General features: G+C 70.7%; 20 protein-coding genes. 14 read left to right on the top strand and 6 right to left on the bottom strand.

The window, feature by feature from the left end:
* The first annotated feature begins 45 nt into the window (after nucleotides 1-45).
* Both GWK25_RS40300 and GWK25_RS40295 read left to right on the top strand, forming a co-directional pair.
* Nucleotides 46-333: a DUF1416 domain-containing protein gene (locus tag GWK25_RS40300; RefSeq protein ID WP_019755963.1), complete on the top strand. Its 288-nt coding sequence runs from the start codon at nucleotides 46-48 to the stop codon at nucleotides 331-333.
* Between the two features lie 94 nt (nucleotides 334-427).
* The gene (locus GWK25_RS40295) at nucleotides 428-688 is read left to right on the top strand and encodes a DUF3099 domain-containing protein (protein WP_215456439.1); all 261 of its coding nucleotides are present in this window, start codon (nucleotides 428-430) and stop codon (nucleotides 686-688) included.
* Between the two features lie 48 nt (nucleotides 689-736).
* Here the strand turns inward: GWK25_RS40295 and GWK25_RS40290 are convergent, their stop codons facing one another.
* Nucleotides 737-1,099 (bottom strand): DsrE family protein, encoded by a 363-nt coding sequence (locus GWK25_RS40290; RefSeq protein WP_215456438.1) that lies wholly within the window; start codon nucleotides 1,097-1,099, stop codon nucleotides 737-739.
* Between the two features lie 347 nt (nucleotides 1,100-1,446).
* Here GWK25_RS40290 and GWK25_RS40285 point away from each other — a divergent pair, with 347 nt between their 5' ends.
* The 3 genes from GWK25_RS40285 to GWK25_RS40275 are packed head-to-tail and all read left to right on the top strand — an operon-like array spanning nucleotide 1,447 to nucleotide 3,451.
* The gene (locus tag GWK25_RS40285; RefSeq protein ID WP_045555944.1) at nucleotides 1,447-2,022 is read left to right on the top strand and encodes an FABP family protein; all 576 of its coding nucleotides are present in this window, start codon (nucleotides 1,447-1,449) and stop codon (nucleotides 2,020-2,022) included.
* 15 nt (nucleotides 2,023-2,037) lie between these two features.
* On the top strand, nucleotides 2,038-2,475 hold the full coding sequence (locus tag GWK25_RS40280) for a Fur family transcriptional regulator (protein ID WP_215456437.1): 438 nt from the start codon (nucleotides 2,038-2,040) through the stop codon (nucleotides 2,473-2,475).
* A 10-nt stretch (nucleotides 2,476-2,485) separates the two neighbouring features.
* On the top strand, nucleotides 2,486-3,451 hold the full coding sequence (locus GWK25_RS40275; RefSeq protein WP_215456435.1) for a folate-binding protein YgfZ: 966 nt from the start codon (nucleotides 2,486-2,488) through the stop codon (nucleotides 3,449-3,451).
* A gap of 38 nt (nucleotides 3,452-3,489) precedes the next feature.
* Here GWK25_RS40275 and dtd read toward each other — a convergent pair whose 3' ends face one another.
* On the bottom strand, nucleotides 3,490-3,915 hold the full coding sequence (gene dtd, locus GWK25_RS40270; protein ID WP_215457916.1) for a D-aminoacyl-tRNA deacylase: 426 nt from the start codon (nucleotides 3,913-3,915) through the stop codon (nucleotides 3,490-3,492).
* A 216-nt stretch (nucleotides 3,916-4,131) separates the two neighbouring features.
* Between dtd and GWK25_RS40265 the strand changes: the two genes are divergently transcribed.
* From GWK25_RS40265 to GWK25_RS40255, 3 genes are all read left to right on the top strand, one after another.
* Nucleotides 4,132-4,773 carry an AmfC protein gene (locus GWK25_RS40265; RefSeq protein ID WP_215456431.1) on the top strand — a complete coding sequence of 214 codons (642 nt, stop codon included), beginning with the start codon at nucleotides 4,132-4,134 and terminating at the stop codon, nucleotides 4,771-4,773.
* Between the two features lie 227 nt (nucleotides 4,774-5,000).
* Nucleotides 5,001-6,266, top strand: a complete 1,266-nt coding sequence (locus GWK25_RS40260; RefSeq protein ID WP_215456429.1) for a GNAT family N-acetyltransferase — start codon at nucleotides 5,001-5,003, stop codon at nucleotides 6,264-6,266.
* 300 nt (nucleotides 6,267-6,566) lie between these two features.
* Complete coding sequence (locus GWK25_RS40255; protein WP_215456425.1) at nucleotides 6,567-7,484, top strand: GntR family transcriptional regulator; 918 nt, start codon at nucleotides 6,567-6,569, stop codon at nucleotides 7,482-7,484.
* A 95-nt stretch (nucleotides 7,485-7,579) separates the two neighbouring features.
* Here the strand turns inward: GWK25_RS40255 and GWK25_RS40250 are convergent, their stop codons facing one another.
* Entirely contained in the window at nucleotides 7,580-7,771 is a 192-nt protein-coding gene (locus tag GWK25_RS40250; RefSeq protein WP_215456424.1) for a hypothetical protein, read from the bottom strand.
* Nucleotides 7,772-7,975: 204 nt separating this feature from the next.
* Between GWK25_RS40250 and GWK25_RS40245 the strand changes: the two genes are divergently transcribed.
* The 5 genes from GWK25_RS40245 (at nucleotide 7,976) to GWK25_RS40225 (ending at nucleotide 14,057) form a co-directional block, all read left to right on the top strand.
* Nucleotides 7,976-8,839, top strand: a complete 864-nt coding sequence (locus GWK25_RS40245; protein WP_308010884.1) for a winged helix-turn-helix domain-containing protein — start codon at nucleotides 7,976-7,978, stop codon at nucleotides 8,837-8,839.
* Nucleotides 8,788-9,606, top strand: coding sequence for an HAD-IA family hydrolase (locus GWK25_RS40240; RefSeq protein ID WP_215456422.1), 819 nt, complete (start codon nucleotides 8,788-8,790; stop codon nucleotides 9,604-9,606). The genes GWK25_RS40245 and GWK25_RS40240 overlap by 52 nt, the downstream gene beginning before the upstream one ends.
* A gap of 470 nt (nucleotides 9,607-10,076) precedes the next feature.
* Nucleotides 10,077-11,132, top strand: a complete 1,056-nt coding sequence (locus GWK25_RS40235) for a phosphotransferase (RefSeq protein ID WP_251829250.1) — start codon at nucleotides 10,077-10,079, stop codon at nucleotides 11,130-11,132.
* A gap of 10 nt (nucleotides 11,133-11,142) precedes the next feature.
* On the top strand, nucleotides 11,143-11,796 hold the full coding sequence (locus tag GWK25_RS40230) for a TetR family transcriptional regulator (protein WP_215456420.1): 654 nt from the start codon (nucleotides 11,143-11,145) through the stop codon (nucleotides 11,794-11,796).
* Between the two features lie 50 nt (nucleotides 11,797-11,846).
* Nucleotides 11,847-14,057 carry an ATP-binding domain-containing protein gene (locus GWK25_RS40225; RefSeq protein ID WP_215456419.1) on the top strand — a complete coding sequence of 737 codons (2,211 nt, stop codon included), beginning with the start codon at nucleotides 11,847-11,849 and terminating at the stop codon, nucleotides 14,055-14,057.
* A gap of 101 nt (nucleotides 14,058-14,158) precedes the next feature.
* Here GWK25_RS40225 and GWK25_RS40220 read toward each other — a convergent pair whose 3' ends face one another.
* From GWK25_RS40220 to GWK25_RS40210, 3 genes are all read right to left on the bottom strand, one after another.
* Nucleotides 14,159-15,091: a nitroreductase/quinone reductase family protein gene (locus GWK25_RS40220; RefSeq protein WP_215456418.1), complete on the bottom strand. Its 933-nt coding sequence runs from the start codon at nucleotides 15,089-15,091 to the stop codon at nucleotides 14,159-14,161.
* 589 nt (nucleotides 15,092-15,680) lie between these two features.
* Nucleotides 15,681-16,280: a DinB family protein gene (locus tag GWK25_RS40215; RefSeq protein ID WP_215456417.1), complete on the bottom strand. Its 600-nt coding sequence runs from the start codon at nucleotides 16,278-16,280 to the stop codon at nucleotides 15,681-15,683.
* A 428-nt stretch (nucleotides 16,281-16,708) separates the two neighbouring features.
* Complete coding sequence (locus GWK25_RS40210; protein ID WP_215456416.1) at nucleotides 16,709-17,602, bottom strand: GNAT family N-acetyltransferase; 894 nt, start codon at nucleotides 17,600-17,602, stop codon at nucleotides 16,709-16,711.
* 602 nt (nucleotides 17,603-18,204) lie between these two features.
* Here GWK25_RS40210 and GWK25_RS40205 point away from each other — a divergent pair.
* Nucleotides 18,205-18,747: a toxin-antitoxin system HicB family antitoxin gene (locus tag GWK25_RS40205; protein ID WP_215456415.1), complete on the top strand. Its 543-nt coding sequence runs from the start codon at nucleotides 18,205-18,207 to the stop codon at nucleotides 18,745-18,747.
* The last annotated feature ends 44 nt before the right edge of the window (nucleotides 18,748-18,791 follow it).

Genomic DNA, 18,791 nt, shown 5'->3' with positions numbered 1-18,791 from the left:
TCCCGACCGGCCTTCCTTCCGGTCAGACCCCTTATGGAGAAAGACATGTGTGGAGCGAAGGCCGGCGGCCCGGACGCCTCGACGATCAAGCCCGGTGAGACCACGATCCAGGGTCAGGTGACCCGCGACGGCGAGCCGGTGACGGGCTACGTCCGTCTGCTGGACTCGACCGGCGAGTTCACGGCGGAGGTCCCGACCTCCGCGACGGGCCAGTTCCGCTTCTACGCGGCCGAGGGCACCTGGACCGTCCGCGCGCTCGTGCCCGGCGGCACCGCCGACCGGACCGTCGTCGCCGAGAAGGGCGGCCTGGCGGAGGTCGCGATCGCCGTCTGAGACGGTCGCCGCCGAACAGGCGAACAGGCGAAACGTTGAGGGCCGCACTTCCCGGAGTGCGGCCCTCAGCCGTGCGCCGACCTACGCTGGAGACATGTACGCGCGCAGGCGCCACCAGTACTTCGCCATGATGGGCACGTGCCTGGCCCTCTTCGTCCTGGCCTGGGGCGTCGTACGTCTCTGGTCGGTCCCGGTCGCGGTCGGCATGTGCGTGGTCGCCATGGTCATCCCGCCGCTCGCCGCCGTCGTCGCCAACCGGCGCGGCCCCGACGACCGCTGGTGGGACGATCCCTCCGGCGACCCGAAGTCCGACGAGTGGTGGGACGAACTGGACGGCAAGAGACGCCGACCGTGACGCCGGCCGTGATGTCGGCCGTATCCGGTGCCCGCTGGACGAGTGCCCTCAGTAGACGAGCGCCTGGGTGTCGTCCGCCATGGCCTCCTGCACGAACACCTGGGCGCCCGCGATCCGTACGCCCTCGATGACGTCCTTCTCGGTGATGTCCCGGCGGGCGGCGCACTGCGTGCACAGGGTGATCCGGCCGCCCGCGAGCAGCGAGCCGATCAGATCGGGCAGCGGGGCGGCGTGCGGCAGCTCGAACTCGGCCGCCCGGCCGGGCAGCGCGAACCACGCGGACTCGCCGGTCAGCCACAGGGACACCTCGACGCCGCTGGCGACGGCCACGGCCGCCACCGTGAACGCCTGCGAGCACCGCTCGGGGGCATCGGCCCCCGCCGTCACCTTGATCACGAGCTTCTTCGCCATGTCCGCATGCTAGGCCCTGTCCGCATCGTGATCATCCGCGGTGCGACCCGATGAGTGGTCCATGGCCGTACGCGTGGGCTGACGGCCCTCGGAGGCAAGGGCCGACCTCACGCCGGGGCCCGGACCGCAGCCGCGTAAGCTGGGGTCCGGCCCTGTGTGCGTACCGCACGTCTCCCGCTCAATCGAGGAGCACCTCGTGATCATCTTCTTCGAGATCCTGCTGGTTCTGGTCGCCGTCGGCGTTCTCGCCTTCACCGGCCTGGCAGTGAAGAAGCTGTACCAGGGCCAGCGCTGACCCGCGTCCGACCGACACCCAGGACCTCCAGGACTCCCAGGAACCGCCACTCATGATCGAGATCCCGTCCGACCTCCACAAGGACCTCGTCCCCCTCGCCTTCCTGCTCGGCGACTGGGCCGGCGCTGGCGTCCATGACTTCCCCGGCTCAGAGAAGTGCAACTTCGGCCAGGAGGTCACCTTCACGCACGACGGCCGGGACTTCCTCGAGTACCGCTCCCACACCTGGGTGCTGGACAAGGACGGCAACAAGGTCCGTCCGCTGGAGACCGAGTCCGGGTTCTGGCGGGTGGACGCCGACCGCAAGGTCGAGATCGTCATGACCCGTGACGACGGTGTCGTCGAGGTCTGGTACGGCGAGCTGGCCAAGCAGAAGCCGCAGATCGACCTGGTCACGGACGCGGTCGCCCGCACGGCGGCCTCCGGCCCCTACAGCGGCGGCAAGCGGCTCTACGGCTATGTGAACAGCGACCTGATGTGGGTCGGCGAGAAGGCCACCCCCGACGTCGAGCTGCGCCCCTACATGTCCGCGCACCTGAAGAAGGTCGTCACCCCCGAGGACGTCGAACGCTGGGCCAAGGCCCTCCCGGACGACATGCCGGACGACGGCATCGCGTTCTTCAAGTAGTTCTAGACTCGTGGTGTGGTGAGCACCGACTGGAAGAGTGATCTCAGGCAGCGTGGCTATCGGCTGACGCCGCAGCGGCAGCTCGTGCTCGAAGCCGTGGACACTCTGGAGCACGCGACTCCCGACGACATCCTCGTGGAAGTGCGGAAGACCGCGTCGGGGGTCAACATCTCCACGGTCTACCGGACCCTCGAGCTCCTGGAGGAGCTCGGGCTGGTCAGCCACGCCCACCTGGGGCACGGGGCGCCGACGTACCACCTGGCCGACCGGCACCACCACATCCACCTGGTCTGCCGCGACTGCGAGAACGTCATCGAGGCGGACGTGGACGTGGCGGCGGCGTTCACGGCCCAGCTGCGTGAGACCTTCGGGTTCGACACCGACATGAAGCACTTCGCGATCTTCGGCCGCTGCGAGAACTGCACACTCAAGGCTTCAAATACCAAGTCGTAGGCTTAGGCATATGAAAAGCCCTCTGCTGTCCCTGCCCGGCGCCGTCCCCGCCGAGGGCGTGGACGAAGGCGTCGCCGCCCACTACGGCGACCTGTTCCGTGAACAGCGCGCCCTCGCCGACGGCACCGGATTCGTCGACCTCTCCCACCGGGGCGTGATCACCGTCTCCGGCGAGGACCGGCTCAGCTGGCTGCACCTGCTGCTCACCCAGCACGTCAGCGAGCTTCCCACCGGCGAGGCCACCGAGGCGCTGATCCTCTCCGCCAACGGTCACATCGAGCACGCGCTGTACCTGGTCGACGACGGCACGACCGTCTGGGCGCACATCGAGCCCGGCACCCGGGAGGCGCTGCTCGCCTACCTGGAGTCGATGAAGTTCTTCTACCGGGTCGAAGTGGCCGACCGTACGGGCGACTTCGCGGTCGTCCACCTCCCGGCCGGTTCGATCACCGAGGTCCCTCAGGGCACGGTCGTCCGCGAGACACCGTACGGCCGCGATCTGTTCCTCCCGCGCGCGGACCTGGAGTCGTACGCGGAGAAGGCCGGCCCCGCCGCCGGTCTCCTCGCCTACGAGGCGCTGCGGGTCGAGCACCACCGGCCCCGCCTCGGCTTCGAGACCGACCACCGCACGATCCCGCACGAGCTGGGCTGGATCGGCACGGCCGTGCACCTGCAGAAGGGCTGCTACCGGGGCCAGGAGACCGTCGCCCGGGTCCAGAACCTCGGCAAGCCCCCGCGCCGCCTCGTCTTCCTCCACCTGGACGGCAGCGAGGTGCACCTCCCGCCGCGCGGCGCGGAGATCCGGCTCGCGGACGACGGCCCCGACGGCCGCAAGCTCGGCTTCATCACCACGTCCGTACGCCACCACGAACTGGGGCCGGTGGCGCTGGCCCTGGTCAAGCGCAACCTCCCGGTCGACGCGAGGCTGATGGCCGACACCACGGCGGCGGCGCAGGAGGTCGTGGTCGAGCCGTAGGCGGTCCCCCGGGCACCTCGCATCCCCGCCGGCGCGCGTCACATCTCCAACAGCACCGTGAACGGGCCGTCGTTCGTCAGGGACACCCGCATCGACGCGCCGAACCGCCCCGTGGCCACCGTCGCCCCCAGCGCCCGCAGCTGTGCGACGACCTCGTCCACCAGCGGTTCGGCGACGTCACCGGGCGCCGCCGCGTTCCACGTCGGCCGCCGGCCCTTGCGCGCGTCCCCGTACAGCGTGAACTGGCTGATCACCAGCAGGGGCGCGTCCACGTCGCTGCACGACTTCTCGTCGTGCAGCATCCGCACGGACCACAGTTTGCGCGCCAGCTGCGCCGCCTTCTCCTTGGTGTCGTCGTGCGTCACCCCCACGAGGACGCACAGCCCCTCGCCCTCGATCGCACCGACCGTCTCACCGTCCACGACGACGCTCGCGCCGTCGACCCTCTGCACCACCGCACGCATGCCGACCATGATGCCGCCGCCGTCCATCAGCCGTACGCGAGGGGGTCCCCCTTACGGGGGGTTTGTGATCACGGGGGTTTGAAGAGCACTTTGCCCGGTCTTTCTCATTGATCCATTACCGCCCATCTGGGGTGGATCGCGGGGACTCGGTCACAAAGCGGCCACGGAGAGTGGCACGATGCTCACACACACCGGTCGAGGGGACGGTTGAGGCGCATGAGCACATCGAGTACCGGGCAGCCCCCGGGCACTGCGACATTTACCCGTACGACGCCGGGGCCCGGCCCCGGGGTCCGTCGGCCACCGGTTCAGCGGACGGACAGCGGACCACTGCCGCCGCCGGACCCGGCCGAGCCCGAACTGTCCCGGCTGCGGCTGCCCGAACTGCGCACCCTGCGCAGGGACGCCCAGCGGGACGAGGCCGACCTCAGCTATCTGCGGCGGCTGCTCCAGGGCCGTATCGACATCCTGCGCGCCGAACTGGCCCGCAGGGGCGGTGCGGCCGACGCCGGGGCCCCGGGCTCGGCGGAGCCCTCGGCGCTCGTCGACCGGCTCTCGGCGATCCTCACGGACGCGCCGGCCCGGCACCGTTCCTCGGCCCGCCATGTCACCGTGGGCACGCCGCGCGGCGAGGAGTACCGGCGGCTGGCCGCCGAGATGCTGGACGAGGTAGAACTCTCCGACCTCCAGGCCCGCACCGACGAGGAACTCACGGCGGGCCTCGCCCGCCTGGTCCACCACGAGCAGCAGATCTCCGGCCGCCGCCAGCATCTGCAGCGCACGGCCGACGACTGCAGCGCGGAGATCGCCCGCCGCTACCGGGAGGGCGAGGCGCAGGTGGACGACCTGCTGACGTAGGGGGGCGCGTTCGTTTTCGGCTGCCGGCCCGGTGGGGCTTCTCGCGCAGTTCCCCGCGCCCCTGAAGGTGCCTTCGGCCCTTCGTCGAAAAGCACGGGGCGCAGCCCCTGCTTTTTGAGGGGCGCGGGGAACTGCGCGAAGCCGAGAGTGGGGGAGGGACGGGTAGGGGCGGCGGGGGCGAGGAAAACCCGGAGACACCCCGCGGACCACCCCCCTAGCGTGACCCCATGAGCCCCTCCCACGACACAGCCGTACGCCCCGTCACCGAGGACGAGATCCCTGCCTGGCTGAACGCCCTGAACACAGGTTTCCTCCGAGCCCCGCAGACCCTGACCCCTCAGGAGCTCAAGGACCGCTCGTTCCACATAGACCCGTCCCGAACGCTCGCCGCGTTCGACCCCACCGCCCCCACCGACCAGCCCGTGGCGACCTTCCGCTCCTTTCCCCAGGAGCTCACCGCCGTCGGCGGCCGCACCGTCCCCGCCGACGCCATCTCGAACGTCACGGTCAGCCCCACCCACCGGCGCCGAGGCCTGCTCACCCGTATGATGGCCCACGACCTCGCCGCCGCGAGGGACCGCGGTGACGTCGTCGCCACCCTGATCGCTGCCGAGTACCCGATCTACGGCCGCTACGGCTTCGGCCCCGCCACCTGGACCACCGAGTGGACCATCGACGTCCCTCGCACCGGCCTGGACCCCCGCTGGTCCGGCCCGGCGGACGGCGGCCGGGTCGACCTCGTCGACGGCGCGGCCGTACGCGCCCTCGGCCCCGCCCTCCACGAACGGCTGCGCGCCGCGCAACCCGGCGCGGTGAGCCGCGACGAGCGCTGGTGGCGGATCAACACCGGCGACCTGCGTGTCTCCGACTCCTGGACCGAGCCGTTCTACGCGGTGTACCGCTCGGCGGCCGGCGAGGTCGAGGGCATGGTCTCGTACGAGGCGGACGACACCTGGCAGATGAAGCAGCCGCAGAACACGGCCGACGTCAACTGGCTGATCGCGACGAGCCCGGCCGCCGAGCGCGCCCTGTGGCACTACCTCTGCTCGATCGACTGGATCACCAAGGTGAAGTGCGGCTGGCGGGCCCCCGACGACCTTCTGCCGCACTTCTTCCCCGACCCGCGTGCCGTGAGCGTCACCACCCACGCGGACTGGCTGTGGGTACGGATCCTGGACGTCGTACGGGCGCTGGAGGCGCGGACGTACGCCGGGACCGGGACGCTGGTGCTGGAGGTCGTGGACCGGGGAGGCTTCGCGGACGGGCGGTACCGGCTGGACGTGGGCCCGGACGGGGCGAGCTGTGTGCCGACGAGCGAGGACGGGGACCTCGTCCTGGAGGCCGGGGACCTGGCGACGCTGTGGCTGGGCGACGAGTCGGCCGTACGGCTCACCGCGCTGGGCCGGGCCCGGGCACAGCGGAAGGGCGCCGCCACCATGGCCGACGCCCTGCTGCGGACGTCCAGGCGCCCGTGGTGCCCGGACATCTTCTGACCTTTCTGGGTGAGCGTGCGAGTATCCGTAGCTGTTCAGTTGTGGCTGCGCATTCAGTTGTGGCTGAGCCATTCAGTTGTGACGGTGCGGACCGGTCGAACTCCCGGCTCCCCTCCGGAAGGGAGGTCGATCGGTCGGTCCAGGTGATGGTCGGTGGCAGTTGCCAGAGTCACCAACCATCTGAAAGTTTGACCATGTTGCGAAAGTTGGCGACCAACTTCACCTTACTTATCTCCGCTTGGAGTCGTCTCATAACCACCTTCCCATGAACTGCCCAAAGATGGCGAGAAGTTGTAGGGTTTGTGCGTGGAGCGGGAACGCACGGCCGTCGACGGGCGGAAGTCGTCACAGCGGCCCCAGAGGTCACACCACGAGGTGGCCGACGTGTTGCGCGGCCGGATCAGGTCCGGCGAGCTGCGACCGGGACAGCGCATGCCCACGCAGGCGAAGCTGGCCGACGAGTTCGGCGTCGAGCGCGGTGCCGTGCGCCAGGCCCTGCGGATCCTGCAGTCGGAGCACCTGCTCACCAACGTTTCCAAGGGCAGCCCGGCGACTGTCGCCCCACGCCTGGGCACGGTGGCCGTCGGCGGTCCGGGAGCGGCCCCGCGACCGACGATGGTGGAGCTCGCCCCTCGCATATCCGCCGCCTTCGGGGCCCCGCACGTGAAGATCGACGCCCTCTGTCTGACCTCCGTGTCCCTCACGCTCGCCGTGAGCGAGCCGTTGCGCGAGATTCACGCGGGGCGCATAAAACCGGCCAGGGTCGATGTCCGGGTGATGCTGCCCAGCCGGGACATCCCGCTCGCCTTCCCGGCCCCGGTCGACGCCTCGGTCGACGGCCGGCTGCAGCGCCGCTGGCTGGCCCAGCGCAACGCCCAGGGCCAGGTTCTCAAGCACAACCTGCTGGCCCTGCGGTCCACGCACGGCGTGGACGTCCATGTGTCCTTCCGCGCCCTGCCCTTCACCCCGCCCGTGAAGCTGTACCTCCTCAACGGTCGGGAGGCGCTGTTCGCGTACTACACGGTGCAGCGGAAGGAGGCCGAAGTGGACAGTGAGCAGCTGGAGATGTACGACGCCGAGGGCACTCAGTCCACGCTGTTCGCGTTCGAGCGGAGCGCGGTCGCCGAGCCGCGGGACACGACCTTCGTGGAGCAGTCCCGCCTCTGGTTCGACGCGCTCTGGGACACCATCAGCTCGGACCTGCTGCTCACGAGCTGACGGCCGCACGGGTTGACGGCCACTGGTCGCTGGTCACCGGGTCACCGGCTGACGGCCGCCGGCTCCGGCTCCCCTCTGCGCGAGAGCGCGTCGTCTCACATCGCCGGTCCGGCGAACATCACCGCGAGGATGACCGCTCCGATCGAGCTGCACGTGTGGTTGTTGGCCTTCAGTCCGATGGTGAGGAACAGCAGGCCGACGATTCCCAGGGTGCCGTAGCGCCACTCGACGAAGCGCTGGAAGGCGATGACGGCGAGGGCGGAGACGAGAGCGATGGCAGCGGGCATGGTGGTACCTCCTCCGAGGGGCCGGCGCGAGCGGGGCGGTGCGAGAGCGGCGTGGGGGGAGAACTTTGCCAACTCGGACCAAGTTGGCAACCAACTTTGTTTAAATGGTTCCCACTTGGTCTATGTTCATAACCACCTTCCCGCGAACTCCCCAAAGATGGGTGAGAGTTGTAGCGTTTGGTCGTGACCCAGGAGAACGTTGCAGTGAACGGCAGCAGAAAGCTCTCGTCCCAGGAGATCGCCGCCACCCTGCGGGACCGCATCCGCAGCGGCGACCTCAGGCCCGGCGAGCGCCTGCCCACCCAGGCCGAACTGGCCGAGGAGTTCGGCGTGGAGCGCGGCACGGTCCGTCAGGCGCTGCGCGCGTTGCAGGACGACGGGCTGCTGAGCAACGTGAGCAAGGGGAGCCCGCCCCGGGTCGCCGAGGTCGGCCACGCCGGGGGTAACGAGCCCCAGCCGACGATGGTGGGCCTCGGCCCCCGTCTGGCCGCGGCCTTCTCCGCACCGCACGTCCGCGTCGACGCGGCCTGCCTCACCGCCGAGACCCTGATGCTGGCCCTCGGTGAACCGGTCCGCCGTATCCACGAGGGAACGATCCGCCCGGAGTCCATCGACGTCCGGATCCTCCTGCCCTCCCGGAAGATCAACCTGGCGTTCCCGGTGCCGGTCGAGGGGCGAGGCGAGGACGACGAGGAGGACCCCGTCCACAGGCGCTGGCTCGACCAGCGCAACGCCCAGATCCGCGTCCTGCGCCACAACCTCCTGGCCCTGCGCACGTCCCACCAACTCGACGTCCGGGTGACCTTCCGCGCCCTCCCGTTCACCCCGCCCGTCAAGCTCTACCTCCTCAACGGCCAGGAGGCCCTGATCGCCTACTACATGCTCATGAAGCGCGAGGAGCAGATGGCGGACGGCCCCCTGGAGATGTACGACGCGTTCGGGACCCAGTCCCTCCTCTTCTCCTTCGAGAAGGAGACCGGCCCCCGGGACGCCGCCTTCGTCGAGCAGTCGCAGCAATGGTTCAACGCCCTCTGGGAAACCATCACGACGGACCTGACACTCTCCTAGTGACTCCTGACACGGCTGATACGGCGCAGACTGAACCGGTGACAGAAGAGGCAGAGGCCGCAGAGGCCCTTCGAGAGCTGATCACACCCGTCCGTTTCGTGCTCTGGGACCTGGACGGGCCGATCTGCCGACTGTTCTCCGGGCACCCCGCGCACCAAGTGGCCCGAGATCTGGTGGAGTTGATCGACAGGCGTGGGCTGGGCGGTCTGCTGACGGAACGGGAGCGGAGTACGGCCGACCCGCAGGTGGTCCTCCTGGGGCTGGCCCGGCGCCATCCGAGCAGCGACCTGATCATCGACGTGGAGAAGTGGCTCACCCAGCAGGAGCTGACCGCCGCGCCCAAGGCGTACCCCACCACCTGGGCCGATCCGCTCATCCGGACCTGGTCCCGGCGGGCCAGGTTCGCCGTCACGACCAACAACTCGGCGCTGGCGGCCGCCCGTTACATCGAGACCCGGGGCCTCACCGACTGCTTCCCGTACATCTACGGCCGTACGCGCGACCTCGACCGGATGAAGCCGCACCCCCACACCCTGCGCCTGGCCCTCAACGCGATGGGCGCCGAGCCGTCCCGCGCCCTGATGCTCGGCGACGCCCCCACCGATTTCGAGGCCGCCCGTGACGCCGGCGTCCCGTTCCTGGGCTACGCGCGTACCGAAGGCAAACTCAAGGCCCTCCTGGACGTGGGCGTCCCCCTGGCCCACACCGTGAACTCCCTGAAGCCCCTCCTCGACGTCCTGCGCACCCAACTGCCGGATCAGGCCTGAACCATGAGGAGGACGAGGACGAGCGCGGCCCACAGGGCCAGGCGCTGCCGTTCGACCCGGCGCGGCGCCCCCGCTGCGGTCCAGCATGTCTCTGAGGAGGTGGAGGACGCCGTGCGAGTCGTCGCACGCCTCGCCGGCGGGGTCGAGCACATTCCACTTCTTCCGTGCCATGGGTGGGGGTCACGGCACTCATCGGGGTCAGTGTGATGCAGCCGACCGCCCGACCCGTGGTGGGGACACCTTCGGACAGGCGCGCGACGAGTGTCAGTACGGGGCGGGGCGCGTGAGCGTTCAACCGGTGGAAGGCCGCGTGCCGATGCCTCGCTTCTGGCACGATGCTCGCCCACGGAGGAGTAGCGTGCCTCCACTTCCTGGATTTCACCACGGGTGCGACCACGGGTGCGACCACGGCGAGAGAACGATCAATGCCAACTGATTCGGATTCCACGGGGCGGCGCCGCGCCGGTGAGATGAGCGCCGACCCGGGTGAGGTGGAGGGACCGCTCAGCGGCTACCACCACGAGACCTATGTCTTCCGCCTGCCCCCTGAGGCCGGCGTCGGGGAGGGCGGACGCTGGAAGTGCCGTGAGCCGCGCGAGAGTCTGCTGTGGTTCGACCGGCGCTGTTTCGACTCGGAGGAACGCCTGCTCACCGAGCTCCAGGGGCGTATCGACAACATTCCCGACCTCATCGAGGTCGAGGGCACCGTCCTCCAGCGCTTCATCGAGGGAGAGACGCTCGGGGCGCTCCACGCGTCCGGCACGGCCGTCCCCGACGAGCAGTTCGAGCAGATCCTCACCCTGTTCCGGCAACTGGTCGCCGTCCGCCCCCGCACCTTGCTGGTGAAGCGGAGATGCGAGGGGCGGGACCGCGCGCGGGAGAGCGACAGCGCGGGATTCCTCGACCGGCTGATCTGCTTCACCGAGGACCGGGTGTACGGGAAGAACCTGCCGGAGTACGGGGACCTGTTCGCGGATCTGCACCTGGACCACGACTCCTTCAAGCACCTCAGGAAGCACGTGTCAGGCCTGAGCGAGCGCCCCTTCTGCCTCCTGCACGCCGACCTTCACCGGGAGAACCTCGTCGTCGACCGCGAGCGGCGTCTGTGGGCCATCGACTGGGAACTCGCGATGTTCGGCGACCCGCTCTACGACCTCGCCACCCACCTCTACCTGATGCGCTACCCGCGGGAGCAGGAACGGCGGATGACGGAACGCTGGTGCGCACTCGTGGAGGACGTCCGTCCGGGAAGCTCCCGAGGCTGGGGGGAGGACCTGCCGAAACTCCTCGACTACAAGAAGGCGCAGTCGGTGTTCACCGACGTCATCCGCACCTCGCAGGCGCTCCGCCTCGCACCCACGGCGGATCGCCCGGCGTACCGGGCCCTGCTCCACCGCGCGAGCAGGGCGCTCTGGGAGGTGCTGAGCCGGGGCGCGTACCCCCTGGGCGTCGAACAGGTTCCGGGAGTGCCGGCGATCGAGGCCGCGTTCACCCGGTGGCTCCGGACATCCGCCGGTGGTGCCTAAGCTCGGCGGCATGAGTGAGAGCGGGAGCGGGAGCGGGCTGCGGGAGCGCAAGAAGCTGCGTATGTACGAGACGGTGTCGGACGTGGCGATCCGGCTGTTCCTGGAGAAGGGGTTCGACGCGGTGTCCGTGGCCGAGGTGGCCGCGGCGGCGGAGATCTCCAAGCCGACGCTCTTCCGGTACTTCCCGGCCAAGGAGGACCTCGTCCTGTACCGGATCGCCGATCACGAGGACGAGACGGCGCGGGTGGTCGCGGGGCGGGCCGAGGGGGAGTCCGTGGTGGGGGCGGTGCGGGCGCACTTCCTGGAGGGACTGGCCCGGCGGGACCCGGTGACCGGGCTCAACGACCATCCGCAGGTTCTCGCGTTCCACCGGCTGCTCTACGGGACGCCGTCGCTGGTGGCGCGGGCGTACGGCCATCTGGAGCGGGCCGAGGCCGCGCTGGCCGAGGTGCTCGGGGGCGGGCTCGACGCACGGGTCGCCGCCGGGCAGATCGTGACCGTGCGGCGGGTGCTGGCGGAGGAGAACCGGCGGCGGGTGGAGCGGGGGGAGCCGGTCGAGGAGGTCGAGCGGGATGCTGTCGCCGCTGCCGAGCGGGTGTTCGGGCGGTTGGAGGGGGCCCTGCCGCTCGGGATGTGTGGAGAGGTGCACCACGAGGGGTCTTGATCCTCGGTAATAAATTTAACTCGGTAACGTTTTTCGGTACGCTCGGCGGAATGACGCCTCCTCGCGCATCCGCCGACCCGGCTGGCCCCGCCGCCGATGCCGCCCTCCTCCAGGACGCCCTGGCCCTTGAACGCGCGTACCACGACGCCTGCCGTGCCGCTCTCGCCGCCATGGTCGAGGGTGCGGCGGAGCAGGTCGTCGTCGGTGAGGACGTCTCCGCCTCGGGGGCCGACGCGGAGGTGCTCGGGTACCGGCTGCGCAGCCGGGCCAAGGAGATGCGTGAGCTGCCGGAGGGGCCGTTGTTCTTCGGGCGGCTCGACTTCGCCGCTCGCGCCCCCGGTGACCACGCCGGGCAGAGCTATCACCTGGGGCGGCTGCGGATCAGCGAGGACCCTGCCGTGCCGCCGCTCGTGGTGGACTGGCGGGCCCCGGTTTCGCGGGCCTTCTATCAGGCGAGTTCCCGTGACCCCCAGGGCGTCGCCGTCCGGCGCCGCTTCGGGTGGGCGCCGGGGAGCCGAGGGGATGCGGCCGACCTGACGGGGCTGGAGGACGAGCATCTGGAACGCCGGGCGCCCGCTCCGGACGGCCCAGGCCCTGCCTCTGCTGCGGCTTCCCCGGGCGGCCTCCTCGCCGCCGAGATCGAGCGGCCCCGGCTCGGTCCGATGCGGGACATCGCCGCCACCATCCAGCCGGAGCAGGACGATCTGGTGCGGGCCGACCTCGCGACCTCCGTCTGTGTGCAGGGCGCCCCCGGCACTGGCAAGACGGCCGTCGGGCTGCACCGCGCCGCGTACCTCCTCTACACCCACCCCCAGCGCATCCGCCGCGGCGGACTGCTGATCCTCGGCCCCAACCGCACGTTCCTCTCGTACATCGCGGAGGTGCTGCCCGCGCTGGGCGAGACGGGCGTACGGCAGGCCACGGTCACGGACGAGATCGCCCGGCATGAGGTGCGGGCGCGGGACGAGGAGCGGGCGGCGGTGGTGAAGCACGACGCGCGGATGGCGGAGGTGCTCCGGCGTGCGCTGTACGCAGGGGTCGCGGGCGGCGGCGGATCCGGGAAGGGGGAGGATCCGGCGGGGGTGTTCAACTCCCTCGTCCTGGCGGAGGGCTCGTACCGCTGGAGGGTGGCCGGGGACGAGTTGCGGCGGATCGTGGCGGACGTACGGGCCGAGGAACTGCCGTACGACGTCGGGCGGGAGCGGGTCCGGGCGCGGGTGGTCCGGCTGCTGCAGGAGCAGGCGGAGCGGCGGGCCGGACCCCGCCCGAACGCGTGGCTGTACCGGGTCTCGCGGTCGCGGCCGGTCGGCGCGTACGTGGAGGCCGTATGGCCGAAGGTGCGGCCGGAAGAGGTCGTGGCCCGGCTGCTCGGTGACCCGGACGTGCTCGCGGACGCGGCGGAGGGGCTGCTCGACGCGGACGAGCAGAAGGCCGTCAGCTGGGCGAAGCCGCCGCGTACCTGGCGGTCGGCCCGCTGGTCGGCCGCCGATCTCGTCCTCCTCGACGAAGTCGCGGGGCTCCTCGCCCACCCCGACGGCTACGGGCATGTCGTCGTCGACGAGGCTCAGGACCTCTCCCCGATGGAGTGCCGCGCGATCGCCCGCCGGGCCGCCTACGGGTCGGTGACCGTCCTGGGCGACCTGGCCCAGGGGACGACGCCGTGGGCCGCCCGCGACTGGCCCGGCCTCCTCGCCCACCTGGGCAAGCCGGACGCCCGCGTCGTCCCTCTGACCACCGGGTTCCGAGTACCGCAGGCCGTCGTGGGACTGGCGAACGGGCTGCTGGGGCGGCTGGGGGTGGAGGTGCCGGCCGCCCGGTCCCTGCGGAGGGACGGGGAGCTGCGGATCAGGAGCGTTCGCGGGGACGGCGTCGCGGCTGACGGCGTCATGGCTGCCGAGGGCGACGTCGCCGAGGGCGTCGTGGCGGAAGGCGTCGTCGCCGAGGTCGTGGACGCCGTGCGGGACGCGCTCGGGTGTGAGGGGTCCGTCGGGGTCATCGCGGCCGACGGGCCCGACGTCGTACGGCTGCGGCAGGCGCTCGACGAGGCCGGGATCACCACGGGCGGGCCGGACGAACTCCGTTCGCGGGTGGCTGTGCTGGGTGCCGGCGTCGCGAAGGGTCTGGAGTACGACCATGTCGTGGTCGTCGAACCGGCGGCGATCGCAAAGGCCGAGGAACGGGGGCTGCACCGACTGTACGTCGCCCTCACCCGGGCGGTGTCGCGCCTGGACGTGGTGCACGCCCGTGCGTTGCCGTGGTGACGTACGGGCGTGCGTTGTCGTGGTGGCGTACGGAGGTGTGCGGAGGTGTGCGGTGCCGTGGTGGCGTACGGAGGTGTGCGGTGCGCCCCTTCGTCGGTGCTTCACACCCTTCGACGGGTGCGCCTCCGCGCCGCCCCCCTCACGATGCCACGGTCTAGCCCTCGCGCTCCCGCCCACTCCTCGGGCTTCGCCGCGGCCTCCAGGGCCGGGATCAACTGCTCCTCCTCATAGGCGAGATGGGCTTCGAGCTCGTCGATGAGGCGTTCCACCTCGGGGAGTACGGCGGCGGGGTCGGCGTCCTCGGCCGTCACCACCCGGCGCAGCTCCTCGACGAGGACGGTGATGCGCTCGTGCTCCTCGTGGAGGCGGCTCAGGGTCGGGGCCAGCTCGGGGTGGCGTTCCCCCAGGAAGGGGAACAGGCCCATGGCTTCGCCGTTGTGGTGGTTGTGCAGACCCTGGCAGAAGGTGAGGCAGTTGACGCGGAGCTGGGCACCGAGGCCCGCCCTGCCGCCGCTGGTCAGCAACTCCTTCTTGATCAGTCCGAGTTCGCGCCGGAAGGCGTCATGGACGACCTTGAGGGCCTCGCCCATGGAGTCGGCGTTGACGTTCGGCGGGCCGGACACGGGGACCTCGCGCAGGGCGACGACCGGGATCGTACGGTCCGTCTTCGCCTGGTAATCGGCCCACCCCGGCTCGTCCTCGACGGCTCGCGCGAAGGCCCGGTCCCGCTCTTCGCCGCCCAGCACGACGGCTTCGGCCTCGTAGGTGAAGGCCCCGGTCTCCACGGTCACCCGGGGGTCGGCCGTGATGTTCCGGTACCAGTCGGGGTGCTTGGGCGAGCCCCCGGCCGACGCGATGACCAGGATCGTGCCGTCGCCGTCGGGGAGGTAGCCGAGGGGAGTGGTGTGCCGCTTGCCGGTGCGCGCGCCGGTGGTGGTCAGGAGGATCAGACGGGCACCTTCGAAATAGCCGCCGACCTCGCCGTGACGGGCTCGGAATTCGTCGATGACTTGCTGGTTGAAGGGGTTGGGCATTCTCTGCTTTCGGGGTTGATGGCGACACGGTTCGTTGTTCGTCGCGGAATGCGGGCAGGGGTGATCGCCGCAGGGCGCGGTCCAGCATGTTGCCGACGGAATGCGTGCGGACGGAATGCATGCCGAAGGGATTCGTGTCGACGCGATGCATTGCTGAGGATGTTCGCCGACGGAATGTTCGCCGACGGAATGTGTGTCGACAGAAGGTGCGGCGAATCAGGGAGCGCTGCGGTGTGGTGTGGTGCGGTGGGGCGCGGATTGCGCAGGGGATTCGACGCGCGCGGCGACAACACCGAGGGATGAGAACGGTGTTGGAGAGCAGTATCAGCGCGCGGAATTCAACGGGCGGGCTCCTGGCCCGCCCCGGCCTCACTCGGAGGCCGGGTAACCCATCCGCTCACGGCACAAGGCCGACCCGGCAGTCATGCGCCCACGATAAGGGGTGGGAGCAGAGCTGGGCAATATCTATTTCGTCGGAATTTGCGGAAGGGCTGATCGGTAGGGTGGGGCGGCGTGCGGAGCGGCGGCAGGAATGGGGATTTGGGTTGCCGTTGCCGTTGCCGTTGCCGAGGCTGTGGACCGGCCCGGGTCAGGCCTTTCCGTCGGCCTCCTTGGCCGCGCGTTCCACCCGGTCCCGGTACTCCTCCCACCACGCCGGGTCGTTGGACGGGAGGCTGGAGGCGCTCTCGTTCATGCCCGCCGCGCCGTCGATGAGTTCCCGGAGGATGTCGGCCTGCCCCGCGTGGCGGTGGGTGTCGGCGATCACGCGGACGACGGCGTGGCGCAGCGTCACCTCGTCCCGGTCGTCGGGCCACCACGGCACCCGGCCGACGGTGTCCAACGGCAGCGCCTCGATGGTGGCGTCCGCGTGGGCCCAGGCCCGGCGGTAGAGGCCCACGATGTCCTCGCGGGACTCGGCGGCGGTGGCCCACATGTCCGCGTTGAGCTCGGCGGTATCGGCGAGCCAGGGCAACGCCTCGCCCGACGGCCGCGCGAAGGTGTCGCCGAGATAGCCCAGTTCGACACCGGCGGCGTGCTTCAGCAGCCCGAGGATGTTGGTGCCGGTCGGTGTCATCGGGCGGCGGGCGTCGTACTCCGACAGCCCGTCGAGCTTCCACACCAGGGCATCGCGGGCGGACTGCAGATAGCGGAGGAGGTCGGCCTTGGCGTCAGTGTCGGCGGCGGTCATGACCCCAGTCTCCCGCCCACACGATCTTTGTCCACCGTCCCTCAGCGATCCCGGCTCGCTTCGTTCACGTTCCCGGCTTCGTACGCCGCGCCCCGCGCTCCACTGCCCGCTGTTGATCGCGTTCTGTCGGCCATGGCGGCCAGGTGCTGGATCTACTGGCGCAGAACCAAGACCCTGTCCTCCCTCGGCGCCGAACCAATCCAGGAGATCGCCCCCGGAGCCCAGGCCGTCAGGCGCGGGATGGAACAGGAACGCGTACGGAAGCACGTCAGGCCGGCCGAGGACCCGCCCTTCCGGGTGGACCTGGGCCGGGTGGACGGTACGCATTCGCCGTCCAGGTCCACCACCTGGCCCCGACGCGCGCGTACAGCACCCATCCGCGGGTCCGTCGTCAGAAGCCCCGTAGGGCGCGGCCTCGGGCCACTGCCTCAGGCAGCGGCCTTGGGCGCCGCGGACGGGAATTCGTACACCGTGAAGTCGGTGAGGCGGACGTAGCCGAGGCGCTGGTAGAGGGCGTTGCTGGTGGGGTTGCCGGGATCCGTGAAGAGCACGATGTCCCTAGCGCCCGCAGCCAGCGCGGCGCGGCTCGCCTCGACCGTGACGGCCCCCGCGTAGCCGCGACCCCGGAGGCGGGCCGGGGTGTAGACGGGGTCCACCCTGACCATGCCGCCGACGATCGAGGTCGTGGCAGCCATGGAGACGGGCGTGCCGTCCGGGGTCCGCCAGAACATGAAGTTCCTGTCGCCGAACCGCGAGTCGTCCCAGGCGCCCGCGTCGATCAGGTCGATGGAGTGCTGCTCCCCGACGTCGACACAGAACTCGCGACACCACCGGACGACTTGCTCACGGTCCCGCTCTCCCGCGAGATGGCCCCGGCCCTCCGGGAAGGGGCTCTGCGGGGTGAGCGTGCCGAGGCGATAGAGGTGCAGCCGCGTGGTGACCACCGGCTCCGCGCCCGTCCGCCGCTGCCAGGCCTCGGCGAAGGCGGTCGACGCGTCGTGGTCCGCGCTGACGCCGGGGACGGGGCGTCCCAGGTCGGCCAGGCGGGCGGCGAGCGCGTCGGCCTGGTCGGGGGCCATGGAGATGAGGCTCAGGTAGCCGGTCGGGGAGCGCTGGTAGAAGCCGGCGTGTACCTCGCCGTCGCGCTCCAGCCGACCGAACACGGGTGTTTCGGCGGGGTTCGCGGACACCCCGTTCACCCGGTGCTTCTCGATCATCGTCAGGTGCATGGTGTGCAGGGCGGGGCGCGAGTGCAGGAAGTCCCCGGCTCGGGAGAGGAACTCGTGGACGTCTTCGGTGAGGTGCCAGTCATCCGGGCGCATGCCTCATGATTTCGCGCGCCGCGCGGGCGCCTCGCGCTTTTTCGCCAGGAGGACGGGCGGCGCCGCCCGTGGCAGGCGAGGCCCGGGGCTGCCTTCGGTGGTGCGGGGAACGGGAGCGTGGGGGAGGCCCTTGCGAGATCGTTGTCCGGAAAACGTCGGCGTGGCCTGTGGGGGGTGGCAGCCCGCCGCGGCACCTTGGCGCCTCCCAGCACTCTGGCGTCTCGGCGTGCCCCGCTCCCTGGCGTCTCGGCGTGCCGCGCTCCCTGGCGTCTCGTGGTGTCCAAGGCCCTGGCGTCTCGTAGTGCCACGTCGGTGTTCTGTGGTGCCATCCAGAGTCACGTCGGCGTTCTGTGGCGCCATCGAGAGTCACGTGGCGCCACGCCGCGCCAAGCGGTGCCATGTGGCGCCACGCGGCACCATCTGGCACCGCTCGCGACGACTGGCGACTCACTCAAGGCCAGCTGGCGCCACCCCGATCTACGTCTCGAGAGGGCTTCTGACCTGCGAAAGCTTGCCAAACAGGCGCCACGGTGGCCCACTCTCGACCACGGCTTGTGCCAACCCGGCTTCACGTGGCGCCATCAATGTGCCATAATGGCGTCATGGACCTCACCCCGTATGTCGACCGCCTCCGTCAGGAGCTCGTCGTCGCCGCCGAGGCCGGCGGTGACGAGGCCCGCGCGCTGGCCGAGCGTCTCGTCGCCCCCCTCGACTCCGCCACCCGCCTCACCCTCCTCGCCGCCCTCTCGGCGGCGATGAGCGAGGTCACCCGGGAACTGGCCCCCGGATCGGTCGACGTACGACTCCGTGGCGCCGACCCGGAGTTCGTGGTGACCCTGCCGGCCACCCCGGTCCAGGACGTGACCGCGCCCTGGACCGAGGCGCTCGCCCCGCCCCCCGCGCCGGAGGGCGACGACGGCGCCTCGGCCCGCATCAACTTCCGCCTCCCGGCCCACCTCAAGGCCCGTCTGGAGGCGGCGGCCGGCAGCGAAGGGCTCTCGGTCAACGCCTGGCTGGTCCGCGCCACCTCCGCCGCGCTCACCCCGGGGTCCGGGCCCGGACCCAGCTCCCGTCCGGGCCCGCCCCCTGCCTCCGCGCCGAACCGCGCGACCGGCGACCGGAACTTCACCGGCTGGGTCCGCTGAACCACAGGGCCGGAGCCTGTCTCCGCCCGCCCGCGCGCCCGTGG

Origin of the sequence: Streptomyces sp. ATCC 21386, assembly GCF_018728545.1 — a bacterium.
Lineage (GTDB): Bacteria > Actinomycetota > Actinomycetes > Streptomycetales > Streptomycetaceae > Streptomyces.
This window is presented reverse-complemented; position numbering and strand designations above follow the sequence as displayed.